Origin of the sequence: Zobellia roscoffensis (assembly GCF_015330165.1) — a bacterium.
In the GTDB taxonomy this organism is placed as follows: Bacteria; Bacteroidota; Bacteroidia; order Flavobacteriales; family Flavobacteriaceae; genus Zobellia; species Zobellia roscoffensis.
In genome coordinates this window covers 2,493,142-2,514,444 of sequence record NZ_JADDXT010000002.1, presented here as the reverse complement: position 1 = coordinate 2,514,444, position 21,303 = coordinate 2,493,142, and the positions used below count along the sequence as shown (strand labels likewise).

Sequence of the window (21,303 nt, the reverse complement as noted above, 5' to 3'; positions counted from 1 at the left end):
TTATTTTTTCGGTTTGTAATTAGATTTTTTAAATATTTCATCCGCTGGTAAGCTCAGCATCTGCTGTAACGTTACCTCATTCCTATCCATAAAAGCACGTACAATCTGCCAACCTAAGTAACGACCAACGCGTCCTGGCGACTCATTATCCAACTCCAAGCCAAATTTTGAAAACGGAGCTGGATCTAAAAAGCGCCGCGCTAACGTATTATCTGTACTATACAAATATTCACTCTCAATAAAATTACGCCAAATTGGCTCCTCATTTGCCTCTGACCATGCGTACTGAACTTCTGAATAGTTTATTTTTTGGGCATCCGTGGCCAACGGAAGTAGTTTCTCCTTCAAATACAACTCCTTTCCATAATAAATAAGTTGAGCAAGAAATGTTCGTTCTCGAGGTCTGGGGACCACTTTTTTAGCAAAGGCACTAGCTACATCAACAGCAATATATTGCCTATCTAAATCTGCACTTATATACTTTTGAATGTCTCTGTAAAACCGATGTTCGGGCCCAAGGTAATTATCCACCCCGATAAGTAGTAACGTATCTGTAAAGATTACGCGATTGCTATAATCCACATCAGAAGTTACCGTAACCACTTTAGGCGCCTCAAATTTTGGAAAATAATATTTTATATGTTGAAAAAGCAATTCTAAAGACTGCTCCTCTTGTGAGAAATCAGAAAACGTATTTTGTACTTCAGCCAATAACTCTACCTGAATAGTATCTCTCATTTTAGCCACCCAGACACTATCAGCATATCTTGCAGGAAACAGATACGGATACTTGCTCTTTAGACTAGAAAGATTCTCTGGTGTTGCAGCAGCAAATTCTGAATCAAACCTATCAACCTTTAACTCAATCTTTATCTTCTGAACATCCTCAGAGACTTTAGGACTCTCTTTACAGGCAAAAAACAAGACTGAAATTATAAAAATGGTAAAAACAGGCATTTGTTTGCAAAGTAATTTCCGATACATTTTAATATTTAACTGCAAGGCGTTATTTTTAAGCTCACAAAGTTAGTCGATCTAGACATAATGAACATCCTATGCAGACAGAAAAGGTAGTAGATTACATAGTAAACTGGTTAAAAGAATACGCGGTAAACGCAAAAATGAAAGGTTTTGTCATAGGAATATCAGGAGGAATAGACTCTGCGGTAACCTCCACACTATGCGCCAAGACCGGTCTAGAGCTTATGTGTTTAGAAATGCCCATACACCAAGCAGAGAATCAAGCAACCCGAGCATCAAGACATATTGATTGGCTTCAGACTAATTTTGACAAGGTAAAAAGACAACCCGTTAACCTTACTCCAGTATTTGACAGCCTTGTATCTTCTCTTCCTAAAGTAGAAAACGAAGAAGAACGTTTTATGTCATTAGCAAACACCAGAGCCCGGTTAAGAATGACTACATTGTATTACTTTGCAGCTTTAGAAAGTTATCTTGTAGCGGGAACAGGAAATAAGGTAGAAGACTTTGGTGTAGGATTTTACACCAAATATGGTGATGGCGGTGTAGATTTAAGCCCCATTGCAGATTTATTAAAAACACAAGTTTATGAAATTGCCAAATATCTGAATGTCAACACCGATATTCAAAAAGCAGCACCTACAGATGGCCTTTGGGGAGACGACAGGACTGATGAAGATCAGATAGGAGCAAGTTATCCAGAACTAGAATGGGCTATGAAAATGCAGGATGAAGAAAAAGAATTGAGCGATTTTACTGGCAGAGAAAAGGAAGTATTCTTAATTTATACGAAATTAAACTCAGCTAATAAGCACAAGATGAATCCGATACCAGTTTGTGAAATCCCCCACAGTCTTTTTTAGCAATTTATCCGTAAATAAGGTAATCTAATCGAATAAATTCATAAAACAAGCTAGTTTTATGAAAAAAACACCAATTTTGTTTAAAGAATTAGATATTTAAACCTTACATTGCATGTCAGTATTTTAGACGAGCCTAGGAACGTTTATTATCTAGATTAAAACTATCAACATGATTAAAGTATTAATTGCAGACAACCATCCCATTATTAGAATGGGAGTGACTAATGTTCTTGAATCTGCTAATGGATTTGAAATAGTGGGAGCGGTATCCACTACTTCTGAGCTCTTCGACAAATTGGAGACCTCTAGTCCTGATGTAGTAATGCTGGAGATGGACATTCCGGAAATTAACGGAATTGCCACGCTGCGAAAAATCAAAAAAGAACACCCAAGTGTTAGAGTATTAATGTATAGCGGTCAATCTGAAGACGTATATGCATTAAGTACTATTCGTGCAGGTGCCTTTGGATATCTTTCAAAAGCCTCAGACATAGACTACATCATAACAGCAGTGAAAAAAGTAAGCGAAGGCAACATGTTCATTACAAATGAGCTAGCGCAACGTTTAGCTTTTGATGAAGGCACTCAAAAACCTAGAAGGTTCTTTAGAAAACTTTCTACTCGTGAAGTTGAGGTGCTTAAATTATTGGCTAGCGGAAAGCGCAACAAAGATGTAGCCATCGGTTTGAACTTAAACGAAAAAACAGTGAGTACCTACAAGGCTCGTTTAATGAAAAAATTAAACGTAGACAATATGGTAGATCTTTTGCAACAAGCAAAAGCACTAGAACTTTATTAAGAAGTTTACATTCGTAACACGTACAGACCCTGATGTTTTCGTTAGGGTTTTTTTATGCCTAAATTTTACGGTTTACCTCGTAAGATTAAGAAAAAACGCGGTTCAACTTTTTGTTAAGCAATTTATTGAGCTGCAAATAGTTCATGATTTCCTCTAGAGTTTCCCTGTGGTCTTGCTGACTTTCCTTTGTATTATCCTGTAAAGCAATCATCCTCTTTTTTATTAGGAAGCAGCGTAATGTTAAAATAGTCTCACTAACCAATTGCGCTACGCCTACTTTCTTTTCTTTTGGGTAGATATCTTTTCTTTCCCAACTGTGTAATACGTATTTTTCTTCCTCCATTAAAATGGAGGATATTTCAGATACCAATTGCTGATCTAGCCCACTTAAGAACGTACTAATAGTAAAACCTGTATCTTGATTTAATGCTTCAATAAGCTTGTAATAAATCTGCCTAAATTGCTCATTAGCTAATTCAATCTCATCATCTTGTAAATCTAAAAAAATCTTCTCGTAGACCTTGGCTTCTATAGATTCCGGTTCCAACACCAAATCACCAGCTTCACTTTCCTTGAGCACCAAATCTTCAAACTCTTCTTTTTCACTTCCGTACAACAGCAAAAGCTCAATAATTTTTCGCTCTAACAAATACTGTACATCTACCTTTTCTTCAGGCTCTTCATTTTTTACAACATCAAACGCTTTCTGCTCCGGTTTTTGTTTTTTTGAAGTATCAGAAGTCCCTTTTTTACCCATTTGGGCCAATGTTGTAAACAACACACCTTCCGACACCTTCATGATATTAGCACATTCCTGAATGTAGATTTCGCGCTTGATAGCATCCGGTATCTTGGATATACTCTGGACAATATCCCTAACCGTATCCGCTCTTTTTATAGGGTCATTTGCTGCTTCTTGTGCCAACAAACCAGCTTTGAACTGAATAAAATCCTGTGATTTCTCCTCTAAATATTGCTGTACATCTTCTAGTGCATTATTTTTTGAAAAACTGTCCGGGTCTTCTCCTTCAGGAAAAGTACAGACCTTAACGTTCATCCCCTGCTCCAAAATCAAATCGATTCCGCGAAGCGATGCTCTTAAACCTGCCGCATCACCATCAAAAAGAACGGTGATATTTTTAGTAAGCCTATTAATTAAGCGAATCTGCTCTGGTGTTAACGCCGTACCACTTGATGATACCACATTATGAATACCTCTTTGGTAAAACTGAATAACATCTGTATACCCTTCTACCAAATAACAATTATCTTCTTTAGCTATAGCTTGTTTGGCATGATAAATACCATAAAGCACCTTACTCTTATGATAAATATCGCTTTCTGGAGAATTTAGATACTTAGCAGCTTTTTTATCATTACCTAAAATACGTCCTCCAAAACCAAGTACCCTACCACTCATAGAATGTATTGGAAACATCACTCTTCCTTTAAACCGATCAAATGTTTTAGGGCTATTGGGGTTCTGAGCGTCTTGCTTAACAATAGTTAGCCCTGTTTGTTCTAAGTATTTTAGTTTGTACCCATTATCAAAAGCCGCTTTTGTAAAACCATCCCATTGGTCAAGGCAATATCCTAGATTGAATTGCTTTATGGTTTCTTCTGTAAAACCTCTCTCCTTAAAGTAACTAAGTCCTATGGCCTTCCCTAATTCAGTATCCCAAAGCATATGAGCAAAATGCTCTTGGGCAAACTCTGAAACCAAATACATGCTTTCACGTTCATTTGCTTCTTGTTTTTGCTCGTCCGTACGCTCCGTCTCTTCTATTTCAATATTATACTTCTTAGCCAAATACTTTATAGCCTCAGGATAGGTAAAATGTTCATGTTCCATTAAAAAGGCTACTACATTACCACCTTTCCCGCTACTAAAATCTTTCCAAATTTGTTTCACAGGAGATACCATAAAACTTGGCGACCTCTCATCTGAAAACGGACTAAGACCTTTAAAATTAGAACCTGATTTTTTGAGTTGCACAAAATCTCCGATAACCTCCTCTAAACGGGCAGTTTCGTAGACTTTATCAATTGTTGTTTTTGAAATCAAAATAGTAGAAAAATAAAAATAGTGTCTAAAGATAAGACACTATTTTTCATTTAAAAATTAGGATTTATTTATTTGGCTGCAATTCGCCATATAATCCCACCGTCATCATCATTAACCAGAAGCGCACCATCTGTTGCAACTGCCACACATACCGGTCTTCCATACACCTCACTCGCTTCTTCGTCCGCTATAAAACCATTCAAAAAATCTTCTGGTGGTTGTGGTTTACCATCTACAAATGGCACAAAAATTACTTTATAGCCAGAAAAAACCGCCCTATTCCATGAACCGTGCTGACCCACAAAAGCTCCGTTCTTATATTTTGAAGGGAATTGGTCCGCTCCGTAAAAAGTCAGCCCTAAAGACGCAGTATGGTTCCCGACCGGCACATCTGGAACAATAGCTTTATCTACCATATCTTGGTGCGGGTCATCTTCCCAACGTGGGTCTTTAACACTACCATAATAGCTATATGGCCAACCGTACCAACCGCCCTTTTCTACACTTGTAATATAATCGGGCACTAGATTATTCCCTATTTTATCACGTTCGTTTACGGCAGTCCACAACTCTCCCGTAACCGGGTTCCAGTCCATACCAACCGGGTTTCTTAAGCCAGCTGCATATATAATTTCTCCTGTTCCGTCTAAATTTACCTCCAGAATATTTGCGCGGCGTTCTTCCTTTTCCATTCCTTGTTCCCCCACATTACTTGCAGAGCCAACGGAGATATAAATTTTATTGCGGTCTTGGTTCGTGATAATATTTCGTGTCCAATGATTATTGTAACCACTTGCCGATAGCTCTACAATTTTTTCACCATCACCCTCTAATTTCTCCTGACCTGCTTTGTACGGGTAACGATATAATCCATTTGTATTGGCTACATAGAAAAAATCATCTATAACCAACATTCCAAAGTTCTGGTTTAATCCCTCCTTAAAAATATGGCGCTCGTCAACCGTACCATCTTGATCGGAGTCTCTAAGTAGTGTAATTTGATTCGCACTATTTTTCGTATCCGATTCCGCCACAAATATGTCTTTATTAGGCGCAATGTACGTCCATCTAGGATGCTTTAGTCCATCTGCAAACCGAGACACATTAAAGCCTTCTGGTGCTATTGGAGTCTTGCCCTTGGGCCAATCTATTATTTTGCTTTCCTTGGTAACCGATTTAGATGAAAAAGGCGCTACAAGTTCTAAAGGACCTATGGCCGTTTCAACGGTAGTAGAACCGCTATTGGACAATTCTTCTTTTTCTTCTTTTGAAACATTTTTTGTTTCCTTACATGCCATAAACGCAAGACCAACTAATATGAGTAGTACTGTTTTTTTCATATTCTTAAATTTTTCCTGAAAATAACATTTGCACTCTGCTATTTATAACTCTATCCGTAGTAATATACGCTCTATAAAGCGAATAATAATAACTTAACAATCCAAGAGATTTACCTTTACCCTGTTTTCAGGGATACTATTTTAGCTACTACAAGGGAATTCTAATATGGCACATTACCTCAACTTTGCCTCATAGATTTTTAACCCTTATACAAACCTAAAAAACAAAATTATGATCTGGGGAATTGCATTAGTATTATTAAGTATTGTAGCCGTGCCATCTTTATTATTATCCAAAAAGCCAAATGCCGAAGAACTCTTAGAAAAAATAGAACCTTACCAAGGTTGGATTGGTATTATATTCTGCTTTTGGGGCATATGGGGTATTATTACGGCCATCTTGAATCTAGGTTGGCTAACCTCCTCTCCTGTTTGGTGGGTCACCTTTCTTGCCGGCAACTTAGTTTCTGCGGGACTGGGCTTTATGTTGGGGTCAGGTTTAATAAACAAATTATTCCTATCCAATAATCAAGCCGCACGTATCAAAGCTGACGAATTACGGGCTAAAATTGCACCTAAACAAGGTAAACTAGGGATTTTGGGGATAGCTGTAGGTAGCTGGATGATTGCAGCTTCATTTTTATTCTCAGTCGCATAAGTTTTTATTATTAAAAGTCGTTATCCTTTCAAAACATAGACACCTTAAATATAACATCATGAAAAAATTAATAACAAGCATTACATTAATAGCATTTTCATTTATGACTTTCGCACAGAATAATTTTCAAAACAACATCAACGTAAACGGCTCACACGAATACAGTATTTCGCCTGAATACTCAAGTAAAATGATTGTAAGCCTAACGAACGTATACTATGATGCTCAGACCATGAGTCTTGAAGAAGTAAAATCTGGTTACCGTGGAAAGTTAGAAAAAGCCGGTATAAATTTAAATCAACTTAAAGAAAGACCATTATACTATGCCCTTTTAGGCTATGAGAAAGAAGGAACTGTGATTGAGTTTAAAACAAAATCTCTTGAAGAAATGCAAAAGTTCCTTAATGTAAAAGCTATTGGGGTTACGCGTTCAGATACTAATCTTAATGCTCAATTAAGTGATAAGCAGATGGCAGATTATGCAAAACTGGCTTTTGACGATGCTAAGGCCAAAGCAACTGCTATTGCTCAAAAAATTGGACGTAAAATAGGTAAGGCTATTTATATTAGCGATACCAACTTAGAGAAAATCACAGAATCTATGTACTACGGAAATACCGAACAGAAGCGAGCATATTTAATTTCTGCTTCCTTTGAATTATTGTAAGAGCATATAATTTTCTAAATTAAAACCTCCGTAAGGCCCCATTTTATGGCAATCTTACGGAGGTTTTATTTTTTTAGCAAAAAAACTACTTTTTGCGATCCACTACATAATTCACCATCAATTCCAGAGAGTCCCTATATTCGGACTCAGGGTAAGTAGCCAATATCTTTAATGCCTCTTCTTTAAAGTATAACATCTTTTTCACGGCATAATCTAATCCTCCGTTAGCCCTAACAAAAGTAATTACCTCTTTAACCCGTCTTTTATCTTTATTATGATTCTTAACGGAATTAATAAGCCACTTTTTATCTTTTTTTGAGCATGTATTAAGTGTATGAATCAGAGGCAAGGTCATTTTTTGCTCTTTAATATCAATTCCTGTAGGCTTCCCTATTTTATCTTCACCATAATCAAACAGGTCATCTTTTATCTGAAAGGCCATACCGCAGAGTTCGCCGAATTTACGAAAAGTCTCTACATCAGTAGATTCTGGCTGAACGGAACACGCCCCTAAACTACAACAAGCCGCAATTAGTGTTGCCGTTTTTTGACGGATAATATTATAGTATACCTCTTCGGTGATATCTAGCCTACGTGCTTTTTCAATCTGCAACAATTCACCTTCGCTCATTTCCCGTACAGCAACCGAAATAATTTTTAGGAGGTCAAAATCTTCATTATCAATAGAAAGTAAAAGACCTTTTGACAAAAGATAATCACCCACCAATACAGCAATCTTATTTTTCCAGAGTGCATTTATAGAAAAAAAACCTCTACGCTTGTTACTTTCATCAACAACATCATCATGCACTAATGTGGCGGTATGAATCAACTCAATAACCGATGCGCCACGATACGTGCGCTCATTGACCTCACCATTGTTAATCATTTTTGCAGTAAGAAAAACAAACATGGGTCGCATTTGCTTCCCTTTACGATTAACAATATAATACGTAATACGGTTCAATAACGCCACTTTTGAAGACATCGCCTCACGGAACTTTGTCTCGAAAAGTTCCATTTCATGGTTTACGGGTTCTTTTATTTGCGCTACTATTTTCAAAAAAACGAGTTTTTCTTGCTACTGGCTTTAGCGTATAAATTTAGCGAAAAAGAAATGAGTTATTTGTATGGTTTGCCCAGTAATCACGAAAAGTATAAAAGATACACGAATTATTGTGTTTCGCTGGCGGAGTGCTAATGATTCACAGAGCATACACCCATATAATATTATTATTGCTTATTAGCCAGCTGACCACAAGCTGCATCAATATCCTTACCTCTAGACCTCCTAACAGTTACTACAATACCATTTCTTTCCAACGTATTCACATACATATCAATGGCACTATTTGCGGCCTGCTGAAACTCCCCGTCATCTATGGGGTTATATTCAATTAGGTTCACTTTTGAAGGTGCAAACCTGCAGAAATTCACTAAAGCATCTACATCCTTTTGAGCATCATTGATACCTTGCCAAACAACATACTCATAAGTAATTCTACTTTTTGTCTTGGCATACCAATATTCTAACGCTTCTCGTAAATCAGTAAGCGTAAAAGTGGCATTAAACGGCATGATAGAAGTACGGATCTCATCAATTGCGGAATGTAAGGAAACTGCCAATTTGAACTTCACCTCATCATCTGCCATTTTACGTATCATCTTGGGCACACCAGAAGTTGAGACCGTAATACGCTTGGGAGACATACCCAAACCTTCCGGAGAGGTAATCTTATCAATAGCCTTTAATACATTGTTATAGTTCATGAGTGGCTCTCCCATACCCATAAACACAATATTGCTCAGCGGTTTTTCAAAATACAAACGACTCTCATTGTCAATTGCTACTACTTGATCATAAATTTCATCAGGATTCAAGTTCCGCATTCTTTTTAAACGAGATGTAGCACAAAACCGACAATCCAAGCTACAACCCACCTGACTTGAAACACAGGCTGTTGTCCTGGTTTTAGTTGGTATAAGCACTGATTCTACAACTAAATCATCATGCAGACGTACGGCATTTTTAATTGTACCGTCATTACTGCGTTGCATTTGATCTACCTTAATGTGATTGATCACAAAATTGGCTTCCAACATATCTCTCGTCTCCTTTGAGATATTGGTCATTCCTTCAAAAGAATGTGCCGCTTTCTGCCAAAGCCATTCATACACTTGATTGCCCCTAAAAGCTTTATCTCCATTGGAAACAAAAAACTCCCTCAATTGTTCTTTGGTAAGTGCCCGTATGTCTTTCTTTTGTGTCTTCACATTCAAAAAGCTAAAAACCCTTCTTTACGTATCATATAATAGAAAGAAGGGCTTAAAAGTTTATGTTTTTGCCAGCAAGGCAAAAGTTAGATTATTAACATCGCGTCACCATAAGAATAGAACTTGTATTGTTCTAAAATGGCTTCCTTGTACGATTTTTTCATTAAATCATGGCCAATAAACGCAGATACCATCATCAATAAAGTAGATTTTGGCAAATGAAAATTCGTCACCATACAATTAGCAATACTGAACTCATATGGAGGGAAAATAAATTTATTTGTCCACCCGTCAAACGTATTCAAAGTATGACCCGAAGAAACAGCACTCTCAAGTCCGCGCATTACCGTAGTACCTACAGCACATATACGTTTCTTTTTCAATTTAGCGCTGTTCACTATTTCTGTAGCTTTCTCGTCTATAACAAGCTCTTCACTATCCATTTTGTGTTTAGACAAATCTTCAACCTCCACAGGGTTAAAAGTACCTAAACCAACGTGAAGTGTTACTTCTGCAAAATCAACACCTTTGATCTCAAGACGCTTTAATAAATGTTTTGAGAAGTGAAGACCAGCAGTTGGTGCCGCTACAGCCCCTTCATGCTTGGCATAAATAGTTTGGTAGCGCTCTTCATCTTCTGGCTCTACATCTCTCTTTATATATTTTGGCAACGGCGTCTGACCTAAATCACGAAGTTTTCTTCTGAAATCGATATACGAACCATCATAAAGAAAACGCAATGTTCTACCTCTAGATGTAGTATTATCAATAACCTCAGCTACTAACGTCTCATCTTCTCCAAAATACAATTTGTTCCCGATACGTATTTTACGAGCCGGATCAACAAGAACATCCCATAGGCGTTGTTCTTCGTTTAATTCCCTTAATAAGAATACCTCGATTCTAGCACCTGTTTTTTCCTTATTACCATATAAACGCGCAGGAAAAACTTTGGTATTGTTCAAAACCATTACATCGCCTTCATCAAAATAGTTGATAAGGTCTTTGAACATTTTATGTTCTATTTTTCCGGTTTCACGGTGAATAACCATTAATTTGGACTCATCCCTATTTTCAGCAGGATACTCGGCCAATAAATTATCAGGTAATTCAAAATTGAAGTGCGATAGTTTCATCTATGAAATTTTGTTAAAAGTTTTGCGGTTGCAAATATACGATGTGCAGATAGGGGTTGTCAAGTAAAACGGTGATTATATTGATTCTTACCCTATTGTAATTATCAATAAATCAATCTAACAAACACAAAATATTAAAAATATCAGCTCAAACAACTAAAATACAGTGAGTTATACTGATTTAGAAATAAACCCCAATTTCTCAAGGTCTCTCCAAAAATCCGGGTAGGATTTTGAAACCACCTCGGCGTCGTTCACGAATAAAGGTGTTTTAAGAGCCAAAGGAGCAAAAGCCATAGCCATTCTATGGTCATTATATGTATCTATGGCCACATCAACATTCAAAGTGTTAGAGACGTTTAATGTCAAATCTTTATCAGTTACAGAAATACTAGCTCCAAGTTTTGATAGCTCCGTATGCAGCGCTTCCAAACGATCGGTTTCTTTTATTTTAAGGGTATGCAAGCCCGTTAAATGACACTCCATTCCTAGTCCAAAGCAAGTTACCGCTATAGTTTGGGCAATATCCGGTGCATTACTTAAATCAAACTCAACTTTTTGTTCTTTTGGCATTTCAACTTTACGAAGAACTACCGTATTTCCAACAAATTGAGTTTCAACCCCAAACTCCGTATACAATTCCTGGAGCACACTATCTCCCTGTAAGCTAGAACTCTTATATGCGGAAAGAGTAATTTCACTACCTACATCGCTCAATGCTACAATACTGTAATAATAGGATGCAGAACTCCAATCTGACTCTACCACTAAATTAATATTCGCTACGTTTGCTTTAGGTGATACTTTTATGGTATTTCCCTCAAAAGAATTCTCAACTCCTATTTGAGATAACAGGGCCAGCGTCATTTTTATGTATGGCACAGAAGTGATTTTCCCAACAAGCTCCAGTTCCAATCCGTTCTTAAGACTAGGCGCCGTTAATAAAAGTGATGAAATGTACTGACTACTGATATTGGCGGGAAGGCTTACTTTGCTTTCATTTAACTTTTTACCCTTGATACGAATGGGCGGATACCCTTCATTTTTTTCATAGGTTATTTCCGCACCTAACTCCTGAAGCGCTTCCACCAAAACTTTTACCGGCCTTTCAGTCATACGTTGAGAACCCGTAAGAGTTACTTCTTTTCCCTCTTGAGAAGCAAAATAACTTGTTAAAAAACGCATTGCAGTACCCGCATGATGAATATCCACTACTCCGTTTTCAATTTTAAGTCCTTTTTGCATCACCTCTGCATCATCAGAATTAGAGAGATTTTCAATACTTATATTTGAGTACAATGCCTGCAACAAAAGAGACCGATTAGACTCACTTTTAGAGCCGGTAATCTGTATGTTGTTCTGCAATAGCGTATTTGACGGGGCGGATAGATGTAGTTTCAAAAGCTGTTCTCTTTATAAGTTCTTAAATAGGACAGATTTGCTTTCAAATCCATCCGTTTACCCTACTTCGCAGGATATAATTTAAGTTGCCAAATATAACACTATTTCAGCTTTTCATTGTTGTGATGACGGTCATGATCTCGTTTTGTTTTCAAATCGAGTTTTTTGTCAAACGCTTCTTGTAGATCTACACCTGTTTGGTTCGCCAAGCAAAGGGTAACAAAAAGAACATCTGCTAATTCTTCTCCAAGGTCTTTATTTTTATCGGACTCCTTTTCACTTTGTTCGCCATACCTACGAGCTATAATACGAGCCACCTCACCTACTTCTTCCGTAAGTTGGGCCATATTAGTGAGTTCATTAAAATAACGCACACCGTGCTCATTTATCCATTTATCTACCTGTTCTTGAGATTTTTTTATACTCATTATTCCCTGTTTTTCGTATCTATAGCAATGGTTACTGGACCATCATTTAACAATTGCACCTTCATATCAGCACCAAAAACTCCAGTTCCTACATTTTTCCCTAAATCGAGTTCAATTTGTGTGATAAATTTTTCGTACAAAGGAATCGCTACATCTGGCTTTGAAGCCTTAATATATGAAGGTCGATTCCCTTTCTTTGTAGCAGCATGCAAGGTAAACTGACTAACGACAATAGCGTCTCCGTTTACAGCTTTGAGGGACTCGTTCATGACGCCTTCGGAATCATTAAAAATTCTAAGGTTTACGATTTTTCTTGATAACCATTCTATATCTTCCGGACCATCTGCATCTTCTATGCCCAATAAAATTAAAAGTCCGTTTTGTATTTCTGAAATTGTCTTGCTCTCTACCGTTACACTGGCACTAGAGACTCTTTGAATAATGGCTCGCATGGTTGCTGAATTGGCAATTAATTTTTTATTCTAGTAGGCAGGTTACTTTTTTGTGTCGTGAATATCTACTCTGTAATTCTCTTCTTCTCCAGTTACCATCTGCACATAGCTTCGGTAACGGCTCCATGCTACTTCTTCATTTTCCAATGCTTCTTTTACGGCACATTTAGGTTCATCTAAGTGAAGACAATTGTTGAATTTACACTCTCCTTTCAATTCAAAGAACTCAGGAAAATAGTCCCCAATTTCCTCTTTTTCCATGTCTACAATTCCAAAGCCTTTAATACCGGGAGTGTCAATAATACGAGCACCAAAGTCTAAATCGAACATTTCTGCGAACGTAGTGGTATGCTGCCCTTGAAGATGTTGTTCAGAGATTTCAGTGGTCTTTAATTCTAATTTGGGTTCTAGCGCATTGACCAACGTAGATTTACCAGCTCCGGAGTGCCCTGCAAACATGCTGGTCTTACCCACCATCATTTCTTTCACTTTGTCCACATTTTTACCGGACTTCGCAGAAATACCAACACAGGTATACCCAACGTTTCTGTACAACTCGGCCAGATATTTTATTTCCGCTAATTCTTCAATTGTATAGGCATCCACTTTATTGAACAATAAAATGGCAGGAATATCATACGCTTCGGCGGTAGCCAAAAATCGATCTATAAAAATGGTATAAGTAGTAGGGTTGTTTAAAGTAACCAGCAAAAAGACCTGATCCAAATTGGCCGCAATAATATGCGTTTGTTTAGAAAGGTTGACCGATTTTCTAATGATATAATTCTTACGGTCTTCAATACTGTGTATGGTACCCACTGTATCATCACCCAGTTGCTCTATTTTAAAAGACACTACGTCACCTACAGCAATGGGATTCGTACTCTTTATACCCTGAATTCTAAATTTACCTTTAATACGGCATTCGTAAAATTCGCCGTCTTGCGCTTTCACGGTATACCAACTTCCGGTAGATTTATATACAGTTCCTTTCATTCATTTTCAATTTCATTACAAAGAAACAACTTTAGTTTATACTATCACCTTAAAACAGACGGTCTTAAAGGTTCTTTTCAAAAATATAAATTCTGTTTCTTTCATTATTTTTAATCTATAAATGCAACCCTTTGAGGCACTTAGTTGTCTTTAACAAAAAACTAAAAGTAAAATGATGAAAAAAATTGTATTAATAACCGCTCTTTTAATAGCCACAACCTTTGATATTACGGCACAGGAAATAAAAATAATTACCAGTGTAGAATCTATTGTACCTAGCGGATTAGGAAGATCTAGAATTATTGATGCCCAAGAAGATAAAGATTTTGAGGAATTCACTTCTGAGCAGACCGAAGAAGACAATACCCGAAACAAATCAAAACGCGGTAACATTAGAGTAAAGAATTTTGAGGAAACCAAACTCCTGAACTTCTACAATATTGCAGGTATCCGTTTTCAAAATATAGCAGCCAACGATGCGGTCATCTCGTCTAAATTAACCAATATGCTCAAAGAAGGCTGGGAACTTATCTTTGTAACCAGCGGTGTTGAGGCAGATGCTGGTGATAGCGATTCTCAAGGTATTTTCATTACTCGTTACGTTTTCAGAAGAGACTAAAACAAAAAAACACGGCTTACCAAAAGGCAAGCCGTGTTCTTATTTATTATTGTACTAACGTACACCTATGCGTTTACAATCTTCTCTTGGTGATTGATAGACTCTTGGTGAATAGCCTTGAACATTTTAAGAACAAATTCTTCACTCAAACCTTTTGATTCTCCTTCAAGAATCATGGCTCCAAGGATTTGGTTCCAACGGTTGGACTGAAGAACGGCAACGTTCTTTTGTTTTTTCAACTCGCCAATACCATCAGAAACTTTCATACGCTTGCCCATAGTCTCGATCAACTGATTGTCTAGAATATCTATCTGCGCTCTTAAGTTGCTCAATTTAGCATTGTACTCCGCTTCGCTATCAGATTCTTTCCTGATTTTCAGATCTCTCATAATTTGAACCAATTTCTCTGGTGTAACCTGCTGAGCCGCATCACTCCATGCGTTGTCCGGATCAAAATGAGTCTCGATCATTAAACCATCAAAGTTTAAATCAAGTGCCGTTTGAGATACATCAAAAATCATATCGCGCTTACCTGTAATGTGAGATGGATCACTGATCAATGGCAAATCTGGAAACTTGTTTTGGAACTCAATAGCCAACTGCCATTCTGGAATGTTTCTGTACTTTGTTTTCTCATACGTGGAGAAACCTCTGTGGATAGCTCCTAATTTTTTGATTCCAGCCGTATGCAAACGCTCAATACCACCTAACCATAAAGCGAGATCCGGGTTTACCGGGTTTTTCACCAATACGATCTTATCAGTACCTTCTAAGGCATCTGCAAGTTCTTGCATGATAAACGGACTAACCGTTGAACGTGCGCCGATCCATAATAAGTCTACATCATGCTCCAATGCCAACTCAACGTGTGCACGGTTCGCTACCTCTGTAGCAGTTTTTAATCCGGTTTCTTCTTTAACCTTTTGTAACCACTTTAAACCAAGTGCGCCAACACCTTCAAAGTTTCCTGGTCGTGTTCTTGGTTTCCAGATACCTGCACGGTAGTAATTTACATCGGTATCTTTTAACTCGTGCGCAATACGCAACACTTGCTCTTCGGTTTCAGCACTACATGGCCCTGCTATTACTAGTGGATGGTCTAAACCCATATCATCCAACCATGTTCTCATTTCTTTTGAATTCTCCATTACTTCTTGTTTAGTGGTATTCCGTTTAAAATTTCCTTTATTTTATTAGTGTCGTTCATTTCGTTAAAAATTCCCGTGTAATCTCCTTTTTCCAACAGTTGCTTAAACTCCTGAAGGTTCTGTATATATTCGGTCAAAGTTTCGACCACATTCTCTTTATTCTGCTCAAAAATGGGTGTCCACATTGCCGGAGAACTCTTTGCTAGCCTAACTGTACTTTCAAAACCACTGCCCGCCATGTCAAAAATATCACGTTCATTTTTCTCTTTATCGATTACGGTCTTTCCCAACATAAAAGAGCTGATATGTGACAAATGCGACACGTATGCAATGTGCTTATCATGCGCATCCGGATTCATGTAGCGAATACGCATTCCTATCTCCTGAAACAACTCTAGAGCCCTTTCTTGAAGTTTGAATGCCGTCTTTTCAACTTCACAGATAATATTTGTTTTTCCGGCATATAAATTTTCAATAGCTGCAGACGGACCTGAATGCTCCGTACCCGCAATAGGGTGTGCCGCTAAATAATTTCTTCGCTTTGGATGTGCATCCAAAGTTTTACAAATTAAACTCTTGGTTGATCCACCATCAAAAACCACACAATTATCATTTATCGCGTCCAATATCTTCGGAAGCTCCTTAATCATTACATCTACAGGAATACTAACGATTACCATATCAGCAAGCGCTAAGTCAGCATAACTAGCTTCTTCATCAATAAAGCCTAAACTCAAGGCTTCGCTCAAATGCGCTGCATTTGTATCTACTCCGTAAATTTTACATTCTGGACGTAGACGTTTAATGTCCTTCGCAAAGGAACCTCCAATTAAGCCTACACCAACTATAAAAACATTCATTTTATAAAACTTGTTCGTCTGTCTAAAACCGACTAATTGCCTCTTTAATCTTATCTTCCGTAACGCATAATGAGAAACGAATATAGCCTTCGCCATTGCTTCCGAATATAGTTCCCGGGGTGATGAAAAGATTCTTTTCATACAACACCTCATCTATAAACTCCTCGGCAGATTTACTTCCTTCAGGTAATTTTGCCCAAACGAACATACCTACCGCTTTTGAATCATAAGTACAATTTAACTTATCTGCTAATTGATACATTAATGCTCTTCTAGAACTGTATACTTCATTCAATTTATCAAACCATTCTTGGCCACTTTTTAAGGCTTCAATCGCACCTTTTTGAATTCCGTAGAACATTCCGGAATCCATATTACTTTTCACCTTAAGAATTGCATTAATATGATCAGCACTACCTAAAACCATACCTACACGCCATCCCGCCATATTAAAGGTCTTACTCAACGAGTTCAATTCCAACGCCACGTCTTTTGCTCCATCCATGGCCAAAATACTAGCAGGCGCATCATTAAGCACAAAGCTATACGGATTATCGTTCACTAAAAGAATATCATTCTTTTTAGCAAAAGCAATCAATTTTTCAAACTGGGCTTTCGTAGCCGTTGCTCCTGTGGGCATGTGCGGATAACTCGTCCACATGATTTTGACTTTCGACAAATCATGCTCTTGCAATTCTTCCAAATCCGGGAACCATCCACTCTCTTCTGTCAGGTTATAATATTTTGGCTCTGCTCCTACCAACTTAGTAACCGAGGTGTATGTTGGATATCCGGGATTAGGAATCAAAGCCACATCACCTTCATTCAAAAAAGCCATGCTAATATGCATGATACCTTCTTTGGAACCCATTAATGGTAAAATCTCAGTTGATGCATCTACAGTAACCTCGAATTTCAACCTATAAAAATCTGCTACAGCCTCACGAAGCTCGGGCAAACCTTGGTAACTTTGATACTGATGTGCACCAGCGTCTAAAACAGCATCTTGAATGCTTTTTATTATTGCTTCAGATGGTGCTAAATCTGGACTACCAATACCCATATTGATAATAGGTCTTCCTTCAGCCATCAAACCGCGTACTTCCCTAAGCTTCTTTGAGAAGTAATATTCTTCTACTGTATGTAAACGATTCGCCGTCCGTATCATATTCTAGCATTTTTATATTCACCTAACACCTTAAAGTCTTCAGCCATGATGTTCAACAGTGATTTTGCCTTATCAAAATTGTTATAATCATTAAAAGTTACATCAACAAAAAATGCATATTTCCATGGTGTTTCAATTATGGGTAACGACTGTATTTTTGTCAAATTCAATCTACAATCACTCATAACATTAAGCACAGCCGCAAGACTACCACGTTTATGGTCGGTTACAAAACGAACCGAAGCCTTGTTAATTTCCTCTTTTGGAAGCTCTTTATTTTTTGTCTTTACAATAATAAAACGGGTAGCATTATTTTGAATGGTCTGTATGTTGTCCGCTACGATGTCCAAATCATATAAATCGGCAGCAACCTCAGGTGCTATTGCCGCAATGTGTTTCAATTGCTGGTCTTGAATACGCTTTGCCGTTTCGGCCGTATCTACATCCTCTACCATTTTTATATGCGGATAATCGCCAAAAAACTCTTTACACTGCAACAACGCCATTGGGTGTGAGCGAACTTCTTCAATATCAGAAATTTTTTGACCCTTCAGGACCATCAAATTGTGGTGAATATTCAGATAATGCTCTCCCACTACATGTAAATCTTTATGATAAACTAACGCATAATTAGGTATGATAGAACCTGCAATAGAATTCTCAATAGCCATTACACCAACATCTGCCTTTTTTGTCAAAAGTTGATCCACCAAAAAATCAAAAGACATACACTCAACCATGTCAACGTTCTCGTCAAAATATTCCCGAGCTACCTGATGGTGGTTCGAACCTTTAATTCCTTGAATGGCTACTTTTAGTTTCATAACTGACTTTCTTCCTTGTGATGACAAATTTTACACTTAAATTCTCAATAGGTATTGAACAAAAAAAGTCCCGTTTTTCACGGGACTTTAATTTGTTTATATCATGCAATATCTTACAACAGTCCCATACCTCTCTTAAAAAAGAAGTAAAAATAAAAACCGTTAAAAAAGAATTGCTTTGTCATAACACACTTAAACTTCGGCTAAAGTAATAATTATATTTAAAAATAAACCTGTAGACCACATTTTTTTCAATTTTATATGTATCTCGCAGTCAGACCTTGGTCATTTTTTGAATTCCACAACTCAGTCTCTTATTTAAAAAATTGAATAGCTTTTTATTGCTTATTTTTGATAAAATAATAAAAGAACCTCGTAAAAAATTCTTTGTAAAGAACTATATTCTAACAATACATCATGTCAATAACTGTAACTCATATCACTAAAAACTTCGGAACTCAAAAAGCCCTGAACAATGTTAGTTTTGAACTAAAAAAAGGAGAGATAGTGGGTTTTCTAGGGCCAAACGGAGCCGGAAAATCTACGATGATGAAGATATTGACTACCTATTACACTGCTGATGAAGGTGATGCGAAGGTCAATTCCTTTGATGTACAAGATGAAAAGAAAAGTGTTCAACAAAGTATTGGCTACTTACCGGAGCACAACCCGTTGTATTTAGATATGTATGTTAAGGAATATCTTTCTTTTAATGCCGATGTCTATAAAACTGATAAAGCTAGAATAGCTGAAGTTATAGCCCAGACCGGACTAACACCAGAGGCTTACAAAAAAATAGGGCAACTTTCAAAAGGATACCGTCAACGTGTGGGGCTAGCTGCCGCATTACTACACAATCCCGATGTATTGATTTTAGACGAACCTACTACGGGACTAGACCCGAACCAATTGTTAGAAATCAGAAAACTCATCAAAGAAATAGGAAAAGAAAAAACCATTCTGCTATCTACCCATATTATGAAAGAGGTAGAAGCCGTTTGCGACCGGGTTCTCGTAATTAATAAAGGAGTTCTTGTAGCCGATAAAAAATTGAGCGAGCTACGGGATGCCGATGAGCAGATTATTGAAGTGGAATTTGATTACCGCGTGGAAGAAGCTTTTTTAAACAAATTATCAAATGTTACCCATGTTAAAAATACAGGTGGTTTTGTTTATGAAATTACGTTCAATACATCCAAAGATATGCGTCCCGTAGTTTTTGACTTTGCTCATGATAATGAACTTAAGACATTACAATTAAGTCGAAAAAATAAAAACCTAGAGAGTTTGTTTACGGAACTAACTTCAAATTAAAATCTTAATTAGCAATCTCTGAAGAAATAAGTTTATCAATAACCATATCCAACTCGGGTTGAATTTTGGGGTTGGTACAATTGGCCAATATAGAAAATACCATTTGCTCTTCTGGATAAACAAAAAAGTTGGAATATCCACCTACGCCATTACCTACGTGACCATAACACCGTCTCCCTTTTGCATCTTTGCTTACTTGCCAGCCCAAACCGTAATAAACTGAGGCTCCATTGACCTTTTGAGCCGATAGAAACTCCTTTCTAAGTTCCTTGTCCAACACCTTACCATCTAGATAAGCTTGTCCGAATTTGACAATATCTTCTGATGTAGACAGAAAACCACCACCCGCTAGTTTATAAAAATTATCTACAGGTATTGCTTCTCTAAATCCTAATCGGTTTTTGGAATAGAACTTTACTACATCGCTTGTTCTCGACTGCGCTCGAACTGGCGCCACATTTTGCTCATGAGAGGCCGGTTCCTCTAGTTCATCAAAATTAAATTCTATTTGACCTGCAACATCAACTTGTTCCGGCACCGCATTTAATGGGGCAGACTGAGCGTAGCCCAAGGATGACCCAGCATAGTCGAAGTCAGGCCAAAACGTATTACTCATCCCCAAAGGCTCCAACACCTTCTGCGCTACATACTCTTCAAAAGAGGTTCCACTTACTTCTTGAATAGCAAGTGAAATCAGCACCCAATCAAAACTATTGTACAAATAGTCCGTTCCCGGTTCAAAAAGAAGTGCATCATCTTTAAAAATTTCAATACTTTCTTTTATGGAATACGGTTTATTAAGGCCATATTCAATACCTCTATATCCTCTTATCCCAGCTGTGTGGCTCGCCAATTGACGAATAGTAAAATCATATTTTTTCTTTGGATAATAGGGAACATAGGTATAGAAAGATACATCTAAATCAATTAGCCCTTCGGCCACCATGTGTGCCAAAGCTGTTGCGGAAATGGGTTTTGAAATACTTGCTATCCTAAAAACTGAAGATTGAGGGTATACAGAAATCTCCTTTTCCATATCCGCAAAGCCATAACCTTTTTCAAAGAAAGGTTCTCCATTTTTAAAAACGTTAATAGCCAAACCCGGCACTTTTTTATCATTAACCAAATCACGAAGAAGCCTATCTGCAGACACTAATCCATTCAATGATGCATCATCTCCCAGAACACGCTTTTTAGCAAATAGGTTTGTAATGTATTTTCGAATCGGATTCATATGAATTTTTGGTCAGGACAAAGTTACAGATTGCTTTTTTGCCCCTACCGCTTTTGGAGATAGAACTTTAAACTCA

At 37.4% G+C, this 21,303-nt stretch carries 21 protein-coding genes; 6 read left to right on the top strand and 15 right to left on the bottom strand.

All coding sequences use genetic code 11. The features are described 5' to 3' along the window. Entirely contained in the window at window positions 1-984 is a 984-nt protein-coding gene (gene gldB / locus IWC72_RS10530) for a gliding motility lipoprotein GldB (protein WP_455436026.1), read from the bottom strand. Window positions 985-1,055: 71 nt separating this feature from the next. Here gldB and nadE point away from each other — a divergent pair, with 71 nt between their 5' ends. After that, window positions 1,056-1,844 carry an NAD(+) synthase gene (gene nadE / locus IWC72_RS10525; RefSeq protein ID WP_194526165.1) on the top strand — a complete coding sequence of 263 codons (789 nt, stop codon included), beginning with the start codon at window positions 1,056-1,058 and terminating at the stop codon, window positions 1,842-1,844. Window positions 1,845-2,013: 169 nt separating this feature from the next. Beyond that, window positions 2,014-2,643 carry a response regulator gene (locus IWC72_RS10520; RefSeq protein ID WP_194526164.1) on the top strand — a complete coding sequence of 210 codons (630 nt, stop codon included), beginning with the start codon at window positions 2,014-2,016 and terminating at the stop codon, window positions 2,641-2,643. Window positions 2,644-2,728: 85 nt separating this feature from the next. Here the strand turns inward: IWC72_RS10520 and dnaG are convergent, their stop codons facing one another. Together dnaG and IWC72_RS10510 are read right to left on the bottom strand one after the other, a co-directional pair. Beyond that, window positions 2,729-4,708: a DNA primase gene (gene dnaG / locus IWC72_RS10515; protein WP_194529745.1), complete on the bottom strand. Its 1,980-nt coding sequence runs from the start codon at window positions 4,706-4,708 to the stop codon at window positions 2,729-2,731. A gap of 68 nt (window positions 4,709-4,776) precedes the next feature. Further along, window positions 4,777-6,048, bottom strand: a complete 1,272-nt coding sequence (locus tag IWC72_RS10510) for a PQQ-dependent sugar dehydrogenase (RefSeq protein ID WP_194526162.1) — start codon at window positions 6,046-6,048, stop codon at window positions 4,777-4,779. 232 nt (window positions 6,049-6,280) lie between these two features. On the opposite strand from IWC72_RS10510, the gene IWC72_RS10505 reads away from it, so the two are divergent. Continuing rightward, complete coding sequence (locus IWC72_RS10505; RefSeq protein ID WP_194529744.1) at window positions 6,281-6,706, top strand: hypothetical protein; 426 nt, start codon at window positions 6,281-6,283, stop codon at window positions 6,704-6,706. 58 nt (window positions 6,707-6,764) lie between these two features. Next, the gene (locus IWC72_RS10500) at window positions 6,765-7,373 is read left to right on the top strand and encodes an SIMPL domain-containing protein (protein ID WP_194529743.1); all 609 of its coding nucleotides are present in this window, start codon (window positions 6,765-6,767) and stop codon (window positions 7,371-7,373) included. 85 nt (window positions 7,374-7,458) lie between these two features. Here the strand turns inward: IWC72_RS10500 and IWC72_RS10495 are convergent, their stop codons facing one another. The 7 genes from IWC72_RS10495 to rsgA all read right to left on the bottom strand — a co-directional run bounded on the left by IWC72_RS10495 (window position 7,459) and on the right by rsgA (window position 14,060). Further along, window positions 7,459-8,436 carry a polyprenyl synthetase family protein gene (locus IWC72_RS10495; protein WP_194529742.1) on the bottom strand — a complete coding sequence of 326 codons (978 nt, stop codon included), beginning with the start codon at window positions 8,434-8,436 and terminating at the stop codon, window positions 7,459-7,461. Between the two features lie 170 nt (window positions 8,437-8,606). Continuing rightward, window positions 8,607-9,647 carry a 23S rRNA (adenine(2503)-C(2))-methyltransferase RlmN gene (gene rlmN, locus IWC72_RS10490; protein WP_194526158.1) on the bottom strand — a complete coding sequence of 347 codons (1,041 nt, stop codon included), beginning with the start codon at window positions 9,645-9,647 and terminating at the stop codon, window positions 8,607-8,609. A gap of 86 nt (window positions 9,648-9,733) precedes the next feature. Further along, complete coding sequence (gene queA, locus IWC72_RS10485) at window positions 9,734-10,783, bottom strand: tRNA preQ1(34) S-adenosylmethionine ribosyltransferase-isomerase QueA (protein ID WP_194526157.1); 1,050 nt, start codon at window positions 10,781-10,783, stop codon at window positions 9,734-9,736. 171 nt (window positions 10,784-10,954) lie between these two features. Next, on the bottom strand, window positions 10,955-12,184 hold the full coding sequence (locus tag IWC72_RS10480) for a 3-phosphoshikimate 1-carboxyvinyltransferase (RefSeq protein ID WP_194529741.1): 1,230 nt from the start codon (window positions 12,182-12,184) through the stop codon (window positions 10,955-10,957). Between the two features lie 101 nt (window positions 12,185-12,285). Beyond that, window positions 12,286-12,612 carry a nucleotide pyrophosphohydrolase gene (locus tag IWC72_RS10475; protein ID WP_194529740.1) on the bottom strand — a complete coding sequence of 109 codons (327 nt, stop codon included), beginning with the start codon at window positions 12,610-12,612 and terminating at the stop codon, window positions 12,286-12,288. Next, window positions 12,612-13,064, bottom strand: coding sequence for a D-aminoacyl-tRNA deacylase (gene dtd, locus IWC72_RS10470; RefSeq protein WP_194529739.1), 453 nt, complete (start codon window positions 13,062-13,064; stop codon window positions 12,612-12,614). Before dtd ends, IWC72_RS10475 begins: the two co-directional genes overlap by 1 nt. Window positions 13,065-13,106: 42 nt before the next feature. Next, window positions 13,107-14,060, bottom strand: a complete 954-nt coding sequence (rsgA, locus tag IWC72_RS10465) for a ribosome small subunit-dependent GTPase A (protein ID WP_194526151.1) — start codon at window positions 14,058-14,060, stop codon at window positions 13,107-13,109. Between the two features lie 175 nt (window positions 14,061-14,235). On the opposite strand from rsgA, the gene IWC72_RS10460 reads away from it, so the two are divergent. Continuing rightward, window positions 14,236-14,679 (top strand): hypothetical protein, encoded by a 444-nt coding sequence (locus IWC72_RS10460; RefSeq protein ID WP_194528126.1) that lies wholly within the window; start codon window positions 14,236-14,238, stop codon window positions 14,677-14,679. 65 nt (window positions 14,680-14,744) lie between these two features. Here IWC72_RS10460 and IWC72_RS10455 read toward each other — a convergent pair whose 3' ends face one another. Genes IWC72_RS10455 through IWC72_RS10440 form a run of 4 tightly spaced genes read right to left on the bottom strand, consistent with a single transcriptional unit; the run spans window position 14,745 to window position 18,679 of the window. Next, window positions 14,745-15,827, bottom strand: coding sequence for a bifunctional 3-deoxy-7-phosphoheptulonate synthase/chorismate mutase type II (locus IWC72_RS10455; protein WP_194529738.1), 1,083 nt, complete (start codon window positions 15,825-15,827; stop codon window positions 14,745-14,747). Further along, window positions 15,827-16,687 carry a prephenate dehydrogenase gene (locus IWC72_RS10450; protein WP_194526149.1) on the bottom strand — a complete coding sequence of 287 codons (861 nt, stop codon included), beginning with the start codon at window positions 16,685-16,687 and terminating at the stop codon, window positions 15,827-15,829. Before IWC72_RS10450 ends, IWC72_RS10455 begins: the two co-directional genes overlap by 1 nt. A gap of 22 nt (window positions 16,688-16,709) precedes the next feature. Beyond that, window positions 16,710-17,855, bottom strand: coding sequence for a pyridoxal phosphate-dependent aminotransferase (locus IWC72_RS10445; RefSeq protein ID WP_194529737.1), 1,146 nt, complete (start codon window positions 17,853-17,855; stop codon window positions 16,710-16,712). Beyond that, a complete protein-coding gene (locus IWC72_RS10440; RefSeq protein ID WP_194529736.1) occupies window positions 17,852-18,679 on the bottom strand; it encodes a prephenate dehydratase in 828 nt (275 codons plus the stop codon). The genes IWC72_RS10445 and IWC72_RS10440 overlap by 4 nt, the downstream gene beginning before the upstream one ends. A gap of 417 nt (window positions 18,680-19,096) precedes the next feature. On the opposite strand from IWC72_RS10440, the gene gldA reads away from it, so the two are divergent. Further along, window positions 19,097-19,993 (top strand): gliding motility-associated ABC transporter ATP-binding subunit GldA, encoded by an 897-nt coding sequence (gldA, locus tag IWC72_RS10435; protein ID WP_194529735.1) that lies wholly within the window; start codon window positions 19,097-19,099, stop codon window positions 19,991-19,993. Window positions 19,994-19,997: 4 nt separating this feature from the next. On the opposite strand, the gene IWC72_RS10430 is transcribed toward gldA, so the two are convergent. After that, complete coding sequence (locus tag IWC72_RS10430; RefSeq protein ID WP_194529734.1) at window positions 19,998-21,227, bottom strand: serine hydrolase domain-containing protein; 1,230 nt, start codon at window positions 21,225-21,227, stop codon at window positions 19,998-20,000. Window positions 21,228-21,303 lie beyond the last annotated feature (76 nt).

Coding starts and splice junctions, on each gene's coding strand:
- gldB (WP_455436026.1), bottom strand. CDS start 984: ATGTATCGGAAATTACTTTGCAAACAAATGCCTGTTTTTACCATTTTT.
- nadE (WP_194526165.1), top strand. CDS start 1,056: ATGCAGACAGAAAAGGTAGTAGATTACATAGTAAACTGGTTAAAAGAA.
- IWC72_RS10520 (WP_194526164.1), top strand. CDS start 2,014: ATGATTAAAGTATTAATTGCAGACAACCATCCCATTATTAGAATGGGA.
- IWC72_RS10510 (WP_194526162.1), bottom strand. CDS start 6,048: ATGAAAAAAACAGTACTACTCATATTAGTTGGTCTTGCGTTTATGGCA.
- IWC72_RS10505 (WP_194529744.1), top strand. CDS start 6,281: ATGATCTGGGGAATTGCATTAGTATTATTAAGTATTGTAGCCGTGCCA.
- IWC72_RS10500 (WP_194529743.1), top strand. CDS start 6,765: ATGAAAAAATTAATAACAAGCATTACATTAATAGCATTTTCATTTATG.
- queA (WP_194526157.1), bottom strand. CDS start 10,783: ATGAAACTATCGCACTTCAATTTTGAATTACCTGATAATTTATTGGCC.
- IWC72_RS10475 (WP_194529740.1), bottom strand. CDS start 12,612: ATGAGTATAAAAAAATCTCAAGAACAGGTAGATAAATGGATAAATGAG.
- dtd (WP_194529739.1), bottom strand. CDS start 13,064: ATGCGAGCCATTATTCAAAGAGTCTCTAGTGCCAGTGTAACGGTAGAG.
- rsgA (WP_194526151.1), bottom strand. CDS start 14,060: ATGAAAGGAACTGTATATAAATCTACCGGAAGTTGGTATACCGTGAAA.
- IWC72_RS10460 (WP_194528126.1), top strand. CDS start 14,236: ATGAAAAAAATTGTATTAATAACCGCTCTTTTAATAGCCACAACCTTT.
- IWC72_RS10455 (WP_194529738.1), bottom strand. CDS start 15,827: ATGGAGAATTCAAAAGAAATGAGAACATGGTTGGATGATATGGGTTTA.
- IWC72_RS10450 (WP_194526149.1), bottom strand. CDS start 16,687: ATGAATGTTTTTATAGTTGGTGTAGGCTTAATTGGAGGTTCCTTTGCG.
- IWC72_RS10445 (WP_194529737.1), bottom strand. CDS start 17,855: ATGATACGGACGGCGAATCGTTTACATACAGTAGAAGAATATTACTTC.
- IWC72_RS10440 (WP_194529736.1), bottom strand. CDS start 18,679: ATGAAACTAAAAGTAGCCATTCAAGGAATTAAAGGTTCGAACCACCAT.
- gldA (WP_194529735.1), top strand. CDS start 19,097: ATGTCAATAACTGTAACTCATATCACTAAAAACTTCGGAACTCAAAAA.
- IWC72_RS10430 (WP_194529734.1), bottom strand. CDS start 21,227: ATGAATCCGATTCGAAAATACATTACAAACCTATTTGCTAAAAAGCGT.